Raw genomic sequence first — 17,085 nt, forward strand, 5'->3', positions numbered from 1 at the left:
TTTAATGAACGATCTTCTGCCCTCCTCCACGGTGCCTTGCCTGGCGGCCCTGCAGCGTTTCGGCGCTGAGCGGCTGCGCCTGCCCGGTGGCGACCAGGAGGTCCTGTTCCTGTCGACGAGCGACGGCAGTGAGCGTGCACTCACGGTGCTGGGACGTGGGGCCGACCTGGCGGCGGCTTGGCTGGACGCCTGGGCGCAGTGGCGCCAGCGCCAGGTCGGAGAGGCCGGGCTCCCGCGCTGGGTCCGGGTGGACCGGGTGATTCACGTGCAGGCCGCGAACTGGGGGCAGGTGCGGCGGCTGCTGGCCGGCACGAAGACCAACTATTTCGCTTTGGGCATCGCCTGGGACGCCGCGTTGGCGCAGGCCTGCCTGCCGGAGGAGCTGTGGGGGCACGCCTGTCTGTACAGCGGGGACATCAACGCCTGTGTGCCCAGTGACGAGAATTTGCGCGCGCTCACCCGGCGGAAGTTCGGTCGGGAAACCGGTTGGCCGCAGGACGATGCCACCCCGTTGTGGCTGTTTCAGACCAAGGGCGTCTTCGTGGAGGGCGAGGGGCCGGTGCAGCTGCTGGACAACGAGGGGGTGATGGACCGGGTCCGTCGCATCGATCAGCCCGACGCGACCCTGGTGGCGGAGGCGGTGCAGCGCAGCGCGGACTACCTGACGCGCCAGGTGACGCTGTCGGGGCGCTGGGTCTATGGCTGGTATCCCTGCTTCGACCGCCCGGTGCCGTCCTACAACGCGCTGCGGCACGCGAGCGCCGCCTATTCGCTGCTGGAAGCCTGGGACCTGACGCGTCAGCCCGCGCATCTGGAGGCCGCCACGCGGGCCATCGACCACCTGTGCCGGGAGCTGATCAAGCCGGTGGCGGTGCCGACGGGTGAAGCCCACGTGGCCTACCTGGTCGATGAAGGCGCCGAGATCAAGCTGGGGGGCAACGGGGTGGCCATTCTGGCCCTGGCCAAGCGCATCGAGCTGACGGGCGAGGCCCGGCACCTGGCGCTGATCCGGCCGCTGGCGGAGGGTTTGCTGCGCATGCAGGATGCGGCCACGGGCGCGTTCGTGCACGTGCTGGAATTTCCTTCACTGGCGGTCAAGGAAGTGCACCGCACGGTGTACTACGACGGCGAGGCGGCGTTCGGCCTGCTCAAGGCCTACGAATTGACAGGCGAGCACCGCTACCTGGAGGCGGTGGAGCGCGCCGTTGAATATTTCATCCAGGCGCAACACTGGCGCTCACACGATCACTGGCTGGCCTATGCGGTCAATGAACTGACCCGGCTTGCGCCGCAAGAGCGCTACTTTCGCCTGGGGCTGAAAAACGTCAGCCGGCATCTGGGCTTCATCCGGCAGCGCATCACGGCCTACCCGACCTTGCTGGAGCTGATGATGGCCGCGAGCGCCATGCTCGACCGCATGGACACGCTGGGGCTGGAGCCGCTGGCGCTGGACCCGGGGTTTGACCGCCAGGCCTTCGAGCAGGCCCTGCACCAGCGGGCGCGCCATCTGTTCAGCGGCTACTTTTTTCCCGAGCTGGCGATGTTTTTCCGAAGCCCGGCCCGGATGGTCAACACTTTTTTCATTCGCCACTACAGCTTCAGGGTGCGCATCGACGATGTGCAGCACTACCTCTCGGGGCTGGTCGCGTACCACCAGCGTTTTTTGTCGGGCGCCCGCACGCTGGCGCCGTCAACCGCACCCGAGCTATCGGCCTCTCCCTGAAACCCCGACGCGGTATCCGATGTATTGAAGAGGTACCGCCAGAAAAATCATTCAACAGGAATCCACCATGATCAAGCACCTCATCCCCTTGACCCTCATTGCCGTTCTGGCGGGATGTGCCGGTGTGCAGCAGTCCACCGAGCGCCGCACGATCACCCACTACGGGGGCATGTCGATCCAGAAGCCGGCACCGGTGTCGATGTCGTCGCGGAACGTCGAGTCGGTGGTCGCTCCCGGCAGCGTTCGGGGGACCCAGCTGGGCATCGTGTATTTCGATTTCGACGAGTACGTCGTAAAGCCCCAGTACGTGCCGGTGCTCGAAAACGTCACCCGCCTGCTCAAGGACAAGCCGGGCATGAAGGTGACGCTGGAAGGGCACACCGATGCGGCGGGATCGACGGAATACAACTTGGCGCTCGGGCAGCGGCGGGCCGAGGCGGTGCGCCAGGGGCTGGCCCGTTACGGGGTGTCGCAGGCTCAGGCCGAGGCGATCAGTTTTGGCGAGGAGAAGCCCGCCTTGCCGGGTCGCAGCGACGAAGTCGACGCGCGCAACCGCCGTGCCGAAATCTGGACGACACCCTGAGGCTGAGCCGGCCGGCGCCGGCCGGTGGTGCGCTTTCGGGGGCGTTCAGATGGCCGTGAGGTCGGTCTGGACGGGCCAGTTCAGGGCGTTGCTGTTGGCGGGGCTGCTGCCGAACTGGTGTTGCAGCAGCAGGGTGTACCTCCCGGGGCGGTTGCTGCAGAGGCGGTAGCCATCGGCCATGGGGTTGAGCTGCACGCCGCTTTGGGGTGCGGTCGTGAGTTGCCAGTCGTCAAGCGCGGGGTCGGCCAGGCGCAGCGTGACGCAAAAACCCCGTTTCATGTTCGACATGACCACCAGGCGCTGCTGGGCGCTGAGGCTGCCGTCGGCCTCGGGGTCGATCTGCTGCGGGTGGCTGTTTTCCAGCACGCGCATGACGGGCGGGATGACGATGCGGAAATTGAGCGTGGCGCTCGCCCCGCGGCTTTCGCTCCCCGTGACCACCACGCTCTCGCCCAACCCATTCACAGGCGCCAGCAGCAGGCCCAGGGCCGTGAGTGCGGTCACCAGTGCCGGGCGGATCGAGGGGGACATGCCCCACTATCGGCCTTTGGGGTGAAAACTTGAAGGGGCGCAGTCGATGACGCCTACCCCCGCGGGGGGAAGGAGGACGTCATGGAAAGCATTCCCGGGTCAGGTTTCAGGTGAGGCGACTGGCGGCGGCGCCATGGACGGCGCTTTGATCTCGCCGGCCCACCGCGATGACGGTGACGAACACGGTGTCATCGTCTACGCGTTACACCAGCAAGACCTCAATCCGCGCGCTGCACCGGCAGGCTGAGCTGGGTGGTTTCGCGCAGGCGCACGTCGACCTTGGCCTGGCCTTCGTCAACCACGCTCCAGGGCAGGGGCAGGGTTTCGTTGCGCACGCTGACGGTTCGCGGGCCGCTGGCGACGAAGGGGAATTCGAAGCGGCCCTGGGCGTCGGTGCGCACGGCGTAGCGGTTGTCGAGGTAGACGGTGACGCCGGGGGCGCCGGTTTCGCTGGCTTCCTGGGTGCCGCTGCGGTTAGCGTCGAAGTAGACGACGCCTGCGATGCGGCCGCCGCCTTCGCTGGGGCGCCCGCCCAGGGGCACGCTGCGGCTGCCGGCCTGCAGTTCGTAGCGGAGCACGGCGTAGAAGCTGCGGTCGTTGTCGGTCGGGGTGTCGGTGACGATGGGGGCGAGCGGGTCGAGGGGGCGCACGGTGCGGCTCTGGCCGAGGCTGCGGTTGTAGTTGCCTTCGAGGCTCCAGCGCTGGTTGACGCGCCAGACGCTGCCGAGGTTGATGCCGTGGCGGCGCTGGCCGTTGTTGCCTTGTTCGGTCTGCAGGGTGCCGCGCAGGCTGGCGTCGCCGGTGAGGGGGGCGGTGAAGGCGAGCGCGGCGGACCAGAGGGTTTCGTCTTCGCGGTCGGGGTCGGTGGAGCCGTCGGCGGTGGCCTGGTTGCGGGTGAGGCCGAAGCTGGTGGAGACGCTCCAGCCCTGGGGCACGGTCCAGTCCTGGTCGTAGCTGATCTCCTGTGAGCGGGTCTGGCTGGCGGCGCCGCCGCTGAGGGTGAGGCGCAGGCCGCTGGTGCCGAGCGGGTTCTGCCAGCGCCAGTCGCCGTAGCTGCTCCAGGCGTCGCCGTCGAAGTGGCGCACGGAGGCGCCGGCGCCGAGGCTGCTGGCGCGGCTGAGGCGCCAGCGGGCGCTGCCCGAGGCGTAGCTGCCGTCGCGGGTGCGTCCGCTGATGGAGCGCAGCCAGTCGACCGAGCCTTCGGCGGACCACTGGCGGGTGCGCCATTCGCTGCGCACGGTGGCGCCCTGGACGTCGGCGGGCATGGCCTGGCCGGCCCAGCTGAGGCCGGGGTCGAGGCGGTAGAGGCCGATGCCGTGCTGGCGCGGGCCGTCGTCCCATTCGCTGTCGATCCAGAAGCCCCGGGGGTTGCTGGCTTCGCCGGGGATGGCGCTGGTGGCTGGGGTGTCGCCACGGCTGAGGATGAGCTGGCCCTGGGTGCGGCGGCTGTCGCTCTCGTGGCGCAGGGCAAACAGGGTGGACCGGGCGTCGAGCGGGGTGCCGGTTTCGCGGGTCTGGCCGAGGGCGGTGACGCGGCTGGCGTCTTCGTGTTGCAGGGCGAGGGTCCAGCCGGGCAGGCCGAGCGGATCGGTGCTGTCGGGGCTGGCGCCGAGGTGCCACTGGGCGCCGAGCGTGGTGCGCCGGCCGCCGAGGCCGCGGAAGCCGCTGGCGGGCAGGCTTTCGAGCTGGCCGGGTTCGCCGCTGCCGGCCTGCAGGGCAAGGCCGCTGGCGGGACTGAGCCATTCGCCGGCCAGACCGCGCAGCGTGGCCGAGGGCAGGTACACGCGCGACGGCAGGCGGGTGATGCCGGGCGCGGGCGCGGTGATGACGCCGGCTTCGTGGTTGCCGATCCAGCCGCTGGCCAGCGGCAGGCCGCGCTGGCGCAGGGTGAGCGTGCCGCGGCTTTCACGCGGGGTGAGGCTGCCGTCGAGCGAGAGGGCGCCGTGGTTGGGGGTGTCGAGCAGGCCGTAGACGGCGAAGGCGGTCTGGGTCTTGCGTTCGGTGTCGAAGGGCTGGGTGCCGAGGCGGGTTTCGAGACGCAGGAAGCGCGGCCAGCCGGCTTTGTCGTATTCGAAGCCGCCTTCGTCGTCGTCGAGCGGCGCGAGGCCTTCAATGACGCGGTCCTGGTAGCCGGCGTCGGTGGGGGCTTCAGCGTTGTCGGTGGCGGGCGCAAGCGTCGCGGTCAGAGCGGTCGGGGGAGCAGCGGGCGCGGCTGTCTGCGCGTGCAGGCCCGGCGCGAACGCGCCAAAAAGGGCCAGCAGGCTGCAGGACGCCTGGCGCGCCAGGAGGGTGCGCGGCAGAAGGCATCGAAGCGAAACCGGCGAAAACCGCGGATCGCGCGGTGATACCGAGAAGGCCAGAGTTGAACCCTGGGCGCAGGAAGTAGTACCGTGCGAGACCGGTTTCTCGCCGGTTGCAGCCGATGTTCCTTCTGCCGCGCACCCTCCTAAGGTCATGGGGCGACGAAGCTCGTGTCCAGCGGCAGGCGGTTGGCGCCCCATTCGAGGCGGCCTTTGACGCTCAGCGGGAAACGGATCTCGGGCGCGGCCTTGCCGTCCTCGGGCACGGGACTGAGCGCGACGCGGCGGGTTTCGCCGGGCAGGATGGGCAGGTCCGCGGGCGACATTTCGAACTGGGTGCCCGCGGCGTCGGTGCCGTTGACGAAACCTTCCAGGCGGCCGTGGGCGTTGCCGGTGTTGCGCACGTCGATCGTGGCGGTGGGTTTGCCGTTGACCTGAACGACCTGCTGGGTGCTGATGCTGAGTTGGGGCGCGGCGCCGCCGATGGCGGCGTAGACGATGACGCCGATGCGCCCGCCGACGGGGAAGCTGATGTTGCCCTGCACCTTGGCCGGGTCGAGGCCTTCGACCATGAGGGCGAAGCGGCACTCGCGCGGCGGCGTGCCGGCGGGCGGGTTGATCTCGAAGCGGTAGCGGTAGCGCGCACCGGGTTCGATGCTGAGTTCGCGGCGCTCGATGGCGACCCAGGGGCGACAGCTGTCGGGGGCGAGTTCGGTGCTGAAGCTGACCGAGTTGTCGGGGTTGAAGGTCCAGTCGGCGGTGTAGACGCGGTAGTTGCCTTTTTGCTGGCCGACGTGCTGGATCTCCAGCACCTGGCGCAGGGGCTTGCCGGCTTCGGCCTGGACTTCAAAGCGCGGTGGCGAGATGTAGGCGGCGAAGCCCTGGGCTTGGGCAGCGACGGGCAGCATGGCCGCGGGCAGCAGGAGCGCCATCAGGCGGGAGGCGGGCAAAAGGTTCATGGTGAGTCCACGTCGATTTCGAAGTGGAAGTTGAGGCGGCGGCTGTTGCTCTGCCAGTCGGGGCCGGAGCGCAGGCGCACGAGCATCTGGTCGCGCAGGGCGCTGGTGGTGATGTTGCCGGCGTAGACGAGGGCGCGTTCACCCGAAACGAGGCGCCCGGCGAGCAGTTGGCCGTCGGTGGTCCAGACGGCTTCGAGGGTGGAAGTTTCGTCGTGCGGCAGCACCATGTAGACGCGGCCGCTGCGGCCGATCCAGTCCTGGGTGTTGATGTGGATGTTGACGCGCACCCAGGCTTCCATGCCGCCGTCCTTGTCGGCGCGGGTCTGCGGCAGCCACTGCATCTGGGCCGTGGGCGGCACGGTGTGGCTGAGCGAGTCATCGAGCTGGTGGGTTTCGGCGACGGCGGCGGTGGATATGAACAGCGCGACGAATACTGCGGCGAGGTGGGCAAACAGCGGCGGGTTCATGGGCTGCTCAATGTGTAGGTGACCTGGCCGTTGTAGGTGCCGGCCGCACGCAACGCGCTGTTGGCGTAGCTGAAGGTGTGGCAGTTTTCGATGTAGCGGTTGGCCGGGACGGTGGCCAGCGTCTGCGTGCCGCCGTTGAAGCTGCCGGCGGGGATGATGTTGGGCACGCTGCTGCCGGGCGCGGAGACGGTCCAGCTGATTTGCGAGAACGGAATCGTGTCGCCGGCGGCATTGGTGAGGTTGGCGGGCGAGGTGACGCGCAGGGTGGCGCTGGCGGGCTGGTTGTTCTGGTTGCGGCGGTAGGAGGCGCCGACCATGACCTGCGTGGACGGGTTGGGGCAGGTGGTGTAGTTGTCGCCGTAGAGGCTTCTGGACTGCGTGCTGTTGCTCGTCATGGCCAGGGCGGAGCCATTGCCGAGCTGGTTGACGGGCACCGACACTTCAACGCGGTTGATGGTGCCGTTGTTGCCATCGTACGTGCCGTTGCCGACGTGCAGGAAGACGCGGCGCGAGGCGGCGGCGAGGGTGAGCGACCAGGCGTGGGCCGCTGCAACCTGCCCGAGGCACAGCACGACCAAGCCCAGGGCGGCCAGCCGGCGCGGGCTGTGGGTGGGCGGCTTCATGGGTTCGTCATGGCTTCGTTGTGAAAAGACGAACGGAGGACTGCTGTGCGCAGGTCCTCCGTTGTCGTTTGCAACCGGTCTGCACCGGCTTGGCGATCGTTTCCCGACGATCAGGGGGCTACGGCGGTATAGGTCACCGTGGTTTCGTAGGTGCCAGCACCGACGGGAGCCGTGGCGCCCTGGTGGTTGTAGCTGAACGTCCAGTTGCTGGTGCGGTTGATGATCCGTCCCGTGGTCGGGGTCACCGTTGTCGCGGCTGCGCCGAAGGCTGGGTGGGCCAAGGTGCCGGCCGATGCGACGGTGATGCGCGACAGTGGGATGGAGTCGGTGCCGTCGGTCAGGTCAGCGCCGGCTGATGCGAAGTTCACATTGCCGATGTTGGAAAGCAGTTGCACCGGGACGATGCCGCCGGAGGTGGCCGCGATGCTGCCATCAGCGCCAACTTGTGGGTCAGTCAGAACGAAGGCCACTTCATCGACCGTGCCGTCGTTCGAAAGAATGGCACCGGTGCCCACTTTCAAGGCAATGAAACCCGGAATGACCACGCGGAAGTCCAGGTGGGCGTTGGCGGTACCGGTACCGGTCACGAGATTCGATTCCGCCGAAGCCAGCAGGGGAGCGGCCAGCGCAAGGGCCACAGCGGTTTTGATGAACAGAGACTTTTTCACGACGTTTCCTAGAAACAAAAAATTCCCTGACTGAACACTTTCTGGTGAATGACCAGCGGTGCTTCTATGTCTTGATGCTACGGAAAGTGCCAGTTTCAGGCAACCTGTCCGCATGAAAAAACGCACAGTTTCAACAACTTACGGCCGGGATGTTAACCAACGGTCGAGTTTGTGGATTGAGCGGTATCAAAAAGCGCTCAAGTTTTGCGCCCGTTTGTCGTGGGCAGTGATTTGGTCAACAAATGCGAGAGCGGCAAAGCGCCCGCGGCCTTCACTTCGCCGAGCGAAAAGCTGGTGTGCAGGTCTTTCACGTTGGGCAGGTTGATCAGCACCTCGCGCGCGAAACGGCTGAAGTGGTTCAGGTCGGGGCAGACGACCTGCAGCTCGAAGGTGCCCGAGCCGCTGATGTAATGGCAGGAGACGATTTCAGGGATGTCGCGGATGGCGGTTTCCATCTGGCGCAGGGCGTCGCCGCTGTTGCGTTCGGCGTCGATGCGGACGAAGGCGAGCACGCCCAGGCCGATCTGGGTGCGGTTGATCTCGGCGCGGTAACCGAGGATGAACCCCGCCTCTTCCAGCGCCCGCACACGCCGCCAGCACGGCGCCGCCGACAGGCCCACGCGGTTGGCCAGTTCGGCATTGGTCAGCCGGCCGTCGGCCTGCAATTCGTGCAGGATGGCGATGTCAAACTTGTCGAGTGTTTCCATGATGTCGTCATTCTAGAAAGAAGCGTTCTTCTGTGACCTGATATCAGAAAGGAAACCATCGCAAGTTGCTGCTCCCGCTTCTCCCATCCGTGGATGGGTGGTTTCCCTTCAGCGCAGGGTGTCCGCCGACGCGCCTGGCGGGATCTTCTGGGTGACGTGTCCTTCGGACGTCAGTGCGCTGACGGCAATGTCCTGTGCGGACCCCAGGGCCGGTTTTCTGATGCGGATTTCGAAGCCGTTTTGCAGTGAGGCGTTGGGAAAGTGGTGCTGGATGTCGGGTCGTTCGATGGCCTGCCATGCTTCGATGGGCACGGTTTGGTGCTGGCTCGTGACGACGAATCCGGCCGCGGGCTGGGTTTTCCAGAGCAGGACCCAGCCGGTGATGGTGATGAATCCGGCCTGCTCTTCGAGAGTTTCGACATGGCCCAGCACGGGCAGGTGGATGGCGGTACTGGCCGTGGGTGGGGCGGCGGGATTTTTTGACAGCGGGCCGGAAGGGTCGGCCAGCCCGATGCGCCCGGCCAAGTCCTGGCACCGGGCTTTCAGCTCAACGATGTGCTGCGCGCAGGGGTGGGACGGCACATCGTTGTTGTCGTGACCGAGAAAGAACGGGTCATCGAGCGGGCCGCATTCCGGATATGCCCTGCCGCGCGAGGCTTTGCGGCGAACATACTCGGCATAGGACTTGATGACGTAGTGGTTGATGCGGAACCGGGCCCAGCACACATCGCCAGACTGGCTCGGGTTGCGCTGGCCGGCGGAATAGTAGTCGCGCTTTTCAGTGCCATCGGTGTGCAGGTAGCGGTAGCCGGGCTTCAGCTGGCAGCTGTGCGGGCAGACGAAGCCGGCAAAGGCCTCCATCCGGATGATGGACTTGAAATGGTGGTTCAGATGGTGTTGCTGCGGGGCGTGGTGCAGAAAGCGTTCGGTCACGAGCCCGCTTTCTTCGGCCACTTTCATCGATGAGCCGTAGGTGGCCCAGTTCAGCGCCAGGGCCCCGACATCGGGGTGGGCGTGCGAGGTGGCTTGCAGGAGGTCGGACACCGTGTCCGGATGGTGGCTGGGCCAGAGGAACTCGTCGGCGTCCATGAAGGCCATCCATTCGACTTCGTGGCCATGGCGCCGGACGATTTCTTCGTAGACGGGCAACTGGGGGCCGATGCCCGGGGTGGTGGCGTAGGAGAAACAGGTGATGGGCAGTGTCTGGCTCAGCGCCTGTAGCAGCGGCCAGGTGTTGTCGCTGCTGTCGTTGTTGACGACATAAAAATGATCGAACCCCATCAGGCTGTGGTGAGCCAGCCACTCGATCAGGTACGGGCCTTCGTTCTTCACGATGATGGCCATTCCGACACGCGGCTTGTCTGCTTTCATCGCTTCACGCCAGACAGGCGTCGGGACGGGGGAGGACGATGGCGCTGGTGCGGTGGGCGTAGTGTGTGGGCACCCGATGGTGGTCGGGCCAGATGCTGTATTCGAAACCCCGTTCTTCGATGTCGACGATCTGGTGGGGGAGCCTGCCGGTGCGCAGGGTGGCGAGGATGGCCAGCGTGTAGCAGATCGGGCCAGACAACCGCAGTACACCGTGTTTCCCTGTACCGCAAGGGTCTGTCCGGTAGTACCGGATGTTGTGAAGCGTGGCCCGGATCACCGATTGGAGGAAAGGGTGGTCCGGTTCGGCAACGATGAACCATTGCTGGAATTCGCCACCCGGTATTTGGCTCAGTTCAGGGTGCAGCCCCCAGTTTTCCCAGCGCTGGTCTTTGGCGTTCTTCCATTGGGAGAGCAGGAACGAATCGGACGGCTGGATGGCTTGTCGCAGGGGCACGTTCACCGTGCTCTTGATGTCGAGGTAGACGCCGCCTTCGCGGTACATGACCAGGTAGCGAAAGAGGTCTGCCAGAACGACACCGTAGTCCGGGCTGATGGTCCTGACGGTTTCGAAGACCTCGGGCTCGAAATGCTGGCGGATGTAGTCCATCACGTCGGCGTCTTCATAGACCCTGTGTTTCCACTCGGGATTGCGCTCCGTGAGGCGTTGCAGATTCGCCTGGACGGCGGTCGGCAAGGCCGCTCTGGACGGGCAGGTCTGGTGCAACAGTCGGGGGATGGCCATGGTGGCGCGCGTGCGATGAAACAGCCGTAACAATTTGCACCATTGTTGGCCAAAAGGCATGAAATGCCTGTTGCACATGTGCGCCAGAATGGTGGCGAACGTCGTTTTTTTGGGCTGCGCGATCGGTGGCGCTGCACCCCCGCGCGTTCCGGATGGCATCCCCCAGTTCTTCATTTGTGCAGAACGGCCCTGCCGACCGCATTCAGTCTTTCATTATTTGCGTGTTCATGGAAAGGTTCTTTCTCGAACAGGGCAAACACGGGCATGAAAAGCAAACACCTGTCAGTGCCCGGGTCATACACTGTGCGGCACACTGAAACCCGCTCGCACCCACCCGGAGCGACCCGAAAAAAACCCGCCCACGAGGCGGTTCACCGGCCTTGCCAGGAGACAACAAGATGAACGCCCCACTGCCCGAACACATCCGCCGCGCGCTCGAAACCGTCACGCTGGACGACAAATATTCCCTCGACCACGGCCGCGCCTTCATGAGCGGCGTGCAGGCGTTGGTGAAGCTGCCCATGCTGCAGCGCCAGCGCGACGCGCTGCAGGGCAAGAACACGGCGGGCTTCATCAGCGGGTACCGCGGTTCGCCGCTCGGCGGCTACGACCAGGCCCTGCAGAAGGCGGCGCCCTATCTGAAGCAGCAGAACATCGTCTTCCAGCCGGGCGTGAACGAGGAGCTGGCGGCGACCGCGCTCTGGGGCACGCAGCAGCTGGGCTTTGCACCGCCCGGCTCCAACAAGTTCGACGGCGTCTTCGGCATCTGGTACGGCAAGGGCCCGGGCGTGGACCGCTGTTCCGACGTGTTCAAGCACGCCAACATGGCCGGCACCACACCCTGGGGCGGCGTGATCGCGGTGGCCGGTGACGACCACGTGGCCAAGAGCAGCACCGCCGCGCACCAGAGCGACCACATCTTCAAGGCCTGCGGCCTGCCGGTGTTCTTCCCGACCAGCGTGCAGGACATCCTGGACCTGGGGCAACACGCCATCGCCATGAGCCGTTTCTCCGGCGTCTGGGCCGGCATGAAGACGATCCAGGAGATCGTCGAGTCCAGCGCCACGGCGATGATCGACCCCGAGCGGGTCGAGATCGTGATCCCCGAGTTCGACATGCCGCCCGGCGGCGTGCACATCCGCTGGCCCGACCACGCGCTGGACCAGGAAGCGCGCCTGTTCGACTACAAGTGGTACGCCGCGCTGGCTTACATCCGGGCCAACAAGCTGAACCACAACGTGATCGCCGGCCCGAACGACCGCTTCGGCATCATCGCCAGCGGCAAGGCTTTCAACGACACGCGCCAGGCGCTGCTGGACCTGGGCCTGGACGACGCCACCTGCCGCCGCATCGGCCTGCGCCTGCACAAGGTCAACGTGGTGTGGCCGCTGGAAGCGCAGACCACGCGCGAATTCGCCACCGGCCTGCGCGAGATCCTGGTGGTGGAGGAGAAACGCCAGGTCATCGAATACCAGCTGAAAGAGGAGCTCTACAACTGGCGCGGCGACGTGCGGCCCAACGTGCTGGGCAAGTTCGACGAGGTCGAAGGCGATTTCAGCGGTGGCGAGTGGAGCATGCCCAACCCGAGTGCCCACACCCTGCTGCGCGCCAACGCCGACCTGTCGCCGGCCATCATCGCGCGCGCCGTGGCGCGCCGCCTGCGCAAGCTGGGTCTGCCCGAGGACGTGCAGGCGCGCATTGACGCGCAGCTCGCGATCCTGACGGCGCAAGAGCAGTCGATGCAGACCCTGCTGACCAAGGGCGTGGAAGGCGCCGAGCGCCAGCCCTGGTTCTGCTCGGGCTGCCCGCACAACACCTCGACCAAGGTGCCCGAAGGCTCGCGCGCCATGGCCGGCATCGGCTGCCATTTCATGACCATCTGGATGGACCGCGCCACCGTGGGCTTCACCCAGATGGGCGGCGAGGGTGTGCCGTGGATCGGGCAGCAACCCTTTTCCCATGACCAGCACATGTTCGCCAACCTGGGCGACGGCACCTACTTCCACAGCGGCATCCTGGCGATCCGCCAGAGCATCGCCGCCGGCGTGAACATCACCTACAAGATCCTCTACAACGACGCCGTCGCCATGACGGGTGGCCAGCAGGTGGGCGAGCGCCCCGAGGGCCACAGCGTGGTGCAGATCGCACAGAGCATGCGCGCCGAGGGCGCGGTGAAGATCACCATCGTGACCGACGAACCGGAAAAGTACGCTTCGGTGAGCGGCCTGCCGAGCGGCATTGCGATCCAGCACCGCGACACGCTGGACGCCGTGCAGCGCGAGTTCCGCGAGATCAAGGGCACCACGGTCATCATCTACGACCAGACCTGCGCCACCGAAAAACGCCGCCGCCGCAAGCGCGGCACCCTGGTGGACCCGGCCGAGCGCGTGGTGATCAACGAGCTGGTGTGCGAGGGCTGTGGCGACTGCAGCGTGCAGAGCAACTGCCTGTCGGTGGAGCCGCTGGAGACCGAGTTCGGCCGCAAGCGCACCATCAACCAGAGCAGCTGCAACAAGGACTTTTCCTGCGTCAAGGGCTTCTGCCCGAGCTTCGTCACCGTCGAAGGCGGCCAGCTGCGCAAGAAAGACAAGAAGACCGGCGCGCCGGAATGGACCGGCGGCGTGGTGCCGCAACCGGCCCTGCCCGCGCTCGACGCCGAGGCCTGGGGCATCATCGTCGCGGGCGTCGGTGGCACCGGCGTCATCACCATCGGCCAGCTGCTGGGCATGGCGGCGCACATCGAAGGCAAGGGCATCGTCACGCAGGATGCGGCGGGCCTGGCGCAAAAGGGTGGCGCCACCTGGAGCCACGTGCTGATCGGCGCGCACCAGGATGCGATCCGCACCACGCGCGTGTCGGCCGCCTCGGCCGACCTCGTGATCGGCTGCGACCCCATCGTCGCCGCGCACAAGGACACCTGGCTGCGCCTGCGCGCGGGCCGCAGCCACGTGGCGCTCAACGCCAGCGCCACGCCCACGGCCGCCTTCGTGACCAACCCGGACTGGCAGAACCCGGCGCAGGCCTGCGTGGACGCGCTGACCCGCAGCCTGGGCGCGGACGAAGTGGGCGTGTTCGACGCCGAAGCCGCTTCGACCCGGCTGATGGGCGACAGCATCTACACCAACCCCATGATGCTGGGCTACGCCTGGCAGCGTGGCTGGGTGCCGCTGGGGCTGGACGCGCTGATGCGCGCCATCGAACTCAACGCGGTGCAGGTGGACAAGAACAAGGCCGCCTTCGAGTGGGGCCGCCGCGCCGCGCACGCACCGTTGGCCGTGGCCGCGCTGCTGGCCCCGGCCGGCGCGGGCGCGCAGGTGATCCAGTTCAAGAAGCGCGAAAGCGTGGCCGAGCTGATCGCGCGCCGCGTGGAGTTCCTCACCGGCTACCAGAATGCGGCTTACGCCGCCGACTACCAGCGCTTCGTGGAGAAGGTGCGGGCGGTGGAAGCGCCGCTGGGCAAATCGACCCTGACCGCGGCCGTGGCGCGTTACCTCTTCAAGCTGATGGCCTACAAGGACGAGTACGAGGTGGCGCGGCTGCACAGCGATCCGGCGTTCCACGCCCGGCTGGCGAGCCAGTTCGAGGGCGACTTCAAGCTGCAGGTGCACCTGGCGCCGCCGCTGATCGCGAAGAAGAACAACAAGGGCGAGCTGGTCAAGCAGAAGTTCGGCCCCTACATGTTCACCGTCTTCCGCTGGCTGGCGAAGTTCAAGGGCCTGCGCGGCACGGCGCTGGACATCTTCGGCCGCACCGAAGAGCGCCGCACCGAGCGCGCCCTGATCGGCGAATACCGCGAGGCCATCGAGTCGCTGCTGGACACGCTGGACGCCGGCAACCACGCGCTGGCCCTGGAGATCGCCAGCGTGCCCGAGCAGATCAAGGGCTATGGCCACGTGAAGGCGCGCAACCTGGCGGCGGCGAGCAGCCGCTGGGCGGCGTTGCGGGATCAGTGGCGCAACGGCGAGACAACCGAGGTCCGGGTGGCCTGACCCGAACCCGTGCCACCGACCCCGGGGTCGGTGGCTTCCTCGGGGGATACCCCAGTGACCCCGGCCACTTAAGCCTCCGTTAAGAAAGCGTTCACACCATGGTCCGCGTTGCCCATGCAACGTCATGAGGGGCCAACATGCGGATTTTGGTGGTTGAAGACGATGCCGGGATCGCCAGGGGCTTGCGCACCAATCTCAAGCAGCGCGGCTACGTGGTGGATGTCTGCGATTCGGTACAGCACGCCTGGACCAGTGTCAGTGTCGAGCGCTTCGATCTGATCCTGCTGGACCTGGGACTGAGCGACGGAGACGGTTCGGAGCTGCTGCAACGCATCCGCCAGTGCACGCCCTCGCAGAGTGCACACCTCAACACCGACACGCCGGTGCTGATCATCACGGCGCGCGAAGGGGTCTCCGACCGGATCAGCGGCCTGAACCGCGGCGCCGACGATTACCTGGTCAAGCCGTTCGACTTCGACGAGCTCGAAGCCCGGATGCGCGCCTTGCTGCGCCGTGCCGCCGGACGTTCGCAGCCGACGGTCACACGGGGCAATATCGTGATCGATCCGGCCAACCGCTCCGTGTTGCTCGATGGCACGCCTGTGGAACTGTCGCGGCGCGAGTACACCTTGCTGCTCCTGTTGCTCAACGCCAAAGGGCGCATCCTGTCGCGTCAGCAGCTTGAAGACCGTCTCTACAACTGGGACGGTCTGGTGGAGAGCAACGCCGTGGAGGTGCATGTGCACCACCTGCGCCGCAAGCTGGGCGACGGCTTGATTTTCAACATGCGTGGGGTGGGCTACTACATTCCCCAGCCGGAAACCGAGCGCCAGTCGCTGCCGACATGAACCCGCTGCACCTCCAGCCCACCCTCACCCGGCGCCTGCAGCTGTGGGTGCTGTGCGCGCTGGTCGTGATGTGGCTGGGCTTCGTGTGGCTGGCCTACAAGACCGGTGCCAACGAGTCCGACGAATTGACCGATGGCCACCTGGCCAGCATGACGGCGATGCTGCTGAACCAGCGGTCGCTGGACTTTGTGGCGGATGCCCACCAGACACCCCGTGTGCGGGCGCCGCGGCTGATCTACCACGACTACCAGCAGACGCTGAGCGTGGCGTCGTGGGACGCGCAGGGCCGCCTGCTGGCCTTTCAGGGCGATGCCCCGGTGCCGTCTTTCGATGCCGCGACGGGGTTCCGGGAGCTGGCGCTGGGTGAGCCCGAGACCCGCTGGCGGGTGTTTTCGCAGTGGGACGTCAGCCGCAGTCGCATGGTGATGGTGCTCCTGAACATGGGGGAACGCGCCGATCTGGCCGCGGACATTGCGCAGCAGATGAGCGTGCCAGGCTTCTGGATGCTGCCGGCCTTGTCGGCGTTGCTCATGCTGGCCATCTGGCGTGGCCTGCGACCGCTCTACCAGCTGTCCGCCGAAGTGGCGCGCATCGATGTGGCGCGGGCGGAACGTGTGCCCGAGCGCTACAACATGCGCGAATTTGCATCGGTGGTCTCTTCCATCAACACCTTGATCAACAACCACAGCGCAGCGCTGGAACGCGAGCGCCAGCTGGCCAATGAGGTGGCGCATGAGCTGCGCACGCCCCTGTCCTCGCTGTCCTTGCAGCTCAAGGCGCTGCAGGGCTGGCTCGATCCGGAGGAGCGTCAGGAAATCCTGGCCCAGATGGAGTGCGACACATTGCGCGCCGGCCGTGTGCTGAACCAGCTGCTGGCGCTGGCACGCGCCAGCCGGACCGAGATGCAGAACATGGCCGAACCCGTCGATCTCGGCGCCATGGTGCGCCGGCTGGCGGCGGATGTCGTCCGCAATCCCCGGGTGGACAACCGTCCGCTCCGCGTGGACGTGCGTGAGGAGGTGACCGTCCATGCCCACCCGTTGCTGGTGGAGCTGGCTTTGTGCAATCTGGTCGACAACGCCTTGCAGCACACCCCACCGGGCACCGCGGTGGCGATCCAGTTGCTGCGGGCGGGTGCCGAGGTGTGGCTTCAGGTGTGTGATGACGGCACAAGCCATACGGCCCCGCTCGCCGCGCTCCGCCGCCCCCACGCCACCGAGCGGCTGGGCCTGGGGCACAAGATCGTCCAGCGGGCGATGGAAGTCCAGGGCGGGCGCTTCGAACGGGCCGAAGCGCCGGCGCCTTTCACCACCTGCTTCCGGTTGGTGTTTGTGGTCGGGATCCGGACCCTGGCCGAAGGGCCGGACAAGACGGCCACTTCCGCACCAGACGATCTCTCGCCTTTGCCTGCCTTCCCGTCTGCCTGACGGGCGGCGCGAGCCTGGCCGGCCTGCAGCGCCGGTTCATTCCCTCCCCACGGCTTCACCCTCCGGCGCAATGCGCCCGGTCTGTCATCGCGCTCGATCGGCTGCGCGCGGCGCAGGCGCCCGCCCGCGGCTGACAGGCCCCCATCC

14 protein-coding genes are annotated in these 17,085 nt (G+C 66.7%); 5 read left to right on the forward strand and 9 right to left on the reverse strand.

The window, feature by feature from the left end:
- The first annotated feature begins 4 nt into the window (after positions 1-4).
- A complete protein-coding gene (locus F3K02_RS03345; protein WP_177133315.1) occupies positions 5-1,723 on the forward strand; it encodes a YyaL domain-containing protein in 1,719 nt (572 codons plus the stop codon).
- Between the two features lie 67 nt (positions 1,724-1,790).
- On the forward strand, positions 1,791-2,306 hold the full coding sequence (locus F3K02_RS03350) for an OmpA family protein (protein ID WP_177133317.1): 516 nt from the start codon (positions 1,791-1,793) through the stop codon (positions 2,304-2,306).
- A gap of 45 nt (positions 2,307-2,351) precedes the next feature.
- Here the strand turns inward: F3K02_RS03350 and F3K02_RS03355 are convergent, their stop codons facing one another.
- The 9 genes from F3K02_RS03355 to F3K02_RS03395 all read right to left on the reverse strand — a co-directional run bounded on the left by F3K02_RS03355 (position 2,352) and on the right by F3K02_RS03395 (position 10,674).
- Positions 2,352-2,837 (reverse strand): hypothetical protein, encoded by a 486-nt coding sequence (locus tag F3K02_RS03355; RefSeq protein ID WP_177133319.1) that lies wholly within the window; start codon positions 2,835-2,837, stop codon positions 2,352-2,354.
- 218 nt (positions 2,838-3,055) lie between these two features.
- Positions 3,056-5,293, reverse strand: a complete 2,238-nt coding sequence (locus F3K02_RS03360; RefSeq protein ID WP_177133320.1) for an SdrD B-like domain-containing protein — start codon at positions 5,291-5,293, stop codon at positions 3,056-3,058.
- Positions 5,290-6,096, reverse strand: a complete 807-nt coding sequence (locus F3K02_RS03365) for a fimbrial biogenesis chaperone (protein ID WP_177133322.1) — start codon at positions 6,094-6,096, stop codon at positions 5,290-5,292. Before F3K02_RS03365 ends, F3K02_RS03360 begins: the two co-directional genes overlap by 4 nt.
- Complete coding sequence (locus F3K02_RS03370) at positions 6,093-6,563, reverse strand: hypothetical protein (protein WP_177133324.1); 471 nt, start codon at positions 6,561-6,563, stop codon at positions 6,093-6,095. Before F3K02_RS03370 ends, F3K02_RS03365 begins: the two co-directional genes overlap by 4 nt.
- Positions 6,560-7,186: a hypothetical protein gene (locus tag F3K02_RS03375; RefSeq protein WP_177133326.1), complete on the reverse strand. Its 627-nt coding sequence runs from the start codon at positions 7,184-7,186 to the stop codon at positions 6,560-6,562. Before F3K02_RS03375 ends, F3K02_RS03370 begins: the two co-directional genes overlap by 4 nt.
- Before the next feature lie 110 nt (positions 7,187-7,296).
- On the reverse strand, positions 7,297-7,854 hold the full coding sequence (locus F3K02_RS03380; RefSeq protein ID WP_177133328.1) for a hypothetical protein: 558 nt from the start codon (positions 7,852-7,854) through the stop codon (positions 7,297-7,299).
- A gap of 197 nt (positions 7,855-8,051) precedes the next feature.
- Complete coding sequence (locus F3K02_RS03385; protein WP_177133330.1) at positions 8,052-8,561, reverse strand: Lrp/AsnC family transcriptional regulator; 510 nt, start codon at positions 8,559-8,561, stop codon at positions 8,052-8,054.
- Between the two features lie 108 nt (positions 8,562-8,669).
- Complete coding sequence (locus F3K02_RS03390) at positions 8,670-9,932, reverse strand: glycosyltransferase family 2 protein (RefSeq protein ID WP_177133332.1); 1,263 nt, start codon at positions 9,930-9,932, stop codon at positions 8,670-8,672.
- 4 nt (positions 9,933-9,936) lie between these two features.
- Entirely contained in the window at positions 9,937-10,674 is a 738-nt protein-coding gene (locus tag F3K02_RS03395; protein ID WP_177133334.1) for a glycosyltransferase family 32 protein, read from the reverse strand.
- Positions 10,675-11,072: 398 nt separating this feature from the next.
- Between F3K02_RS03395 and F3K02_RS03400 the strand changes: the two genes are divergently transcribed.
- The 3 genes from F3K02_RS03400 (at position 11,073) to F3K02_RS03410 (ending at position 16,938) form a co-directional block, all read left to right on the forward strand.
- Positions 11,073-14,663: an indolepyruvate ferredoxin oxidoreductase family protein gene (locus F3K02_RS03400; protein WP_177133336.1), complete on the forward strand. Its 3,591-nt coding sequence runs from the start codon at positions 11,073-11,075 to the stop codon at positions 14,661-14,663.
- Between the two features lie 137 nt (positions 14,664-14,800).
- Positions 14,801-15,511: a response regulator gene (locus F3K02_RS03405; protein WP_177133337.1), complete on the forward strand. Its 711-nt coding sequence runs from the start codon at positions 14,801-14,803 to the stop codon at positions 15,509-15,511.
- Entirely contained in the window at positions 15,508-16,938 is a 1,431-nt protein-coding gene (locus F3K02_RS03410) for a histidine kinase dimerization/phospho-acceptor domain-containing protein (RefSeq protein WP_177133339.1), read from the forward strand. The genes F3K02_RS03405 and F3K02_RS03410 overlap by 4 nt, the downstream gene beginning before the upstream one ends.
- Positions 16,939-17,085: the final 147 nt, after the last annotated feature.

This window comes from Hydrogenophaga aromaticivorans (assembly GCF_013387465.1).
GTDB classification, from domain to species: domain Bacteria; phylum Pseudomonadota; class Gammaproteobacteria; order Burkholderiales; family Burkholderiaceae_C; genus Hydrogenophaga; species Hydrogenophaga aromaticivorans.

Coding starts and splice junctions, on each gene's coding strand:
- F3K02_RS03345 (WP_177133315.1), top strand. CDS start 5: ATGAACGATCTTCTGCCCTCCTCCACGGTGCCTTGCCTGGCGGCCCTG.
- F3K02_RS03350 (WP_177133317.1), top strand. CDS start 1,791: ATGATCAAGCACCTCATCCCCTTGACCCTCATTGCCGTTCTGGCGGGA.
- F3K02_RS03355 (WP_177133319.1), bottom strand. CDS start 2,837: ATGTCCCCCTCGATCCGCCCGGCACTGGTGACCGCACTCACGGCCCTG.
- F3K02_RS03360 (WP_177133320.1), bottom strand. CDS start 5,293: ATGACCTTAGGAGGGTGCGCGGCAGAAGGAACATCGGCTGCAACCGGC.
- F3K02_RS03365 (WP_177133322.1), bottom strand. CDS start 6,096: ATGAACCTTTTGCCCGCCTCCCGCCTGATGGCGCTCCTGCTGCCCGCG.
- F3K02_RS03370 (WP_177133324.1), bottom strand. CDS start 6,563: ATGAACCCGCCGCTGTTTGCCCACCTCGCCGCAGTATTCGTCGCGCTG.
- F3K02_RS03375 (WP_177133326.1), bottom strand. CDS start 7,186: ATGAAGCCGCCCACCCACAGCCCGCGCCGGCTGGCCGCCCTGGGCTTG.
- F3K02_RS03385 (WP_177133330.1), bottom strand. CDS start 8,561: ATGGAAACACTCGACAAGTTTGACATCGCCATCCTGCACGAATTGCAG.
- F3K02_RS03390 (WP_177133332.1), bottom strand. CDS start 9,932: ATGAAAGCAGACAAGCCGCGTGTCGGAATGGCCATCATCGTGAAGAAC.
- F3K02_RS03395 (WP_177133334.1), bottom strand. CDS start 10,674: ATGGCCATCCCCCGACTGTTGCACCAGACCTGCCCGTCCAGAGCGGCC.
- F3K02_RS03400 (WP_177133336.1), top strand. CDS start 11,073: ATGAACGCCCCACTGCCCGAACACATCCGCCGCGCGCTCGAAACCGTC.
- F3K02_RS03405 (WP_177133337.1), top strand. CDS start 14,801: ATGCGGATTTTGGTGGTTGAAGACGATGCCGGGATCGCCAGGGGCTTG.
- F3K02_RS03410 (WP_177133339.1), top strand. CDS start 15,508: ATGAACCCGCTGCACCTCCAGCCCACCCTCACCCGGCGCCTGCAGCTG.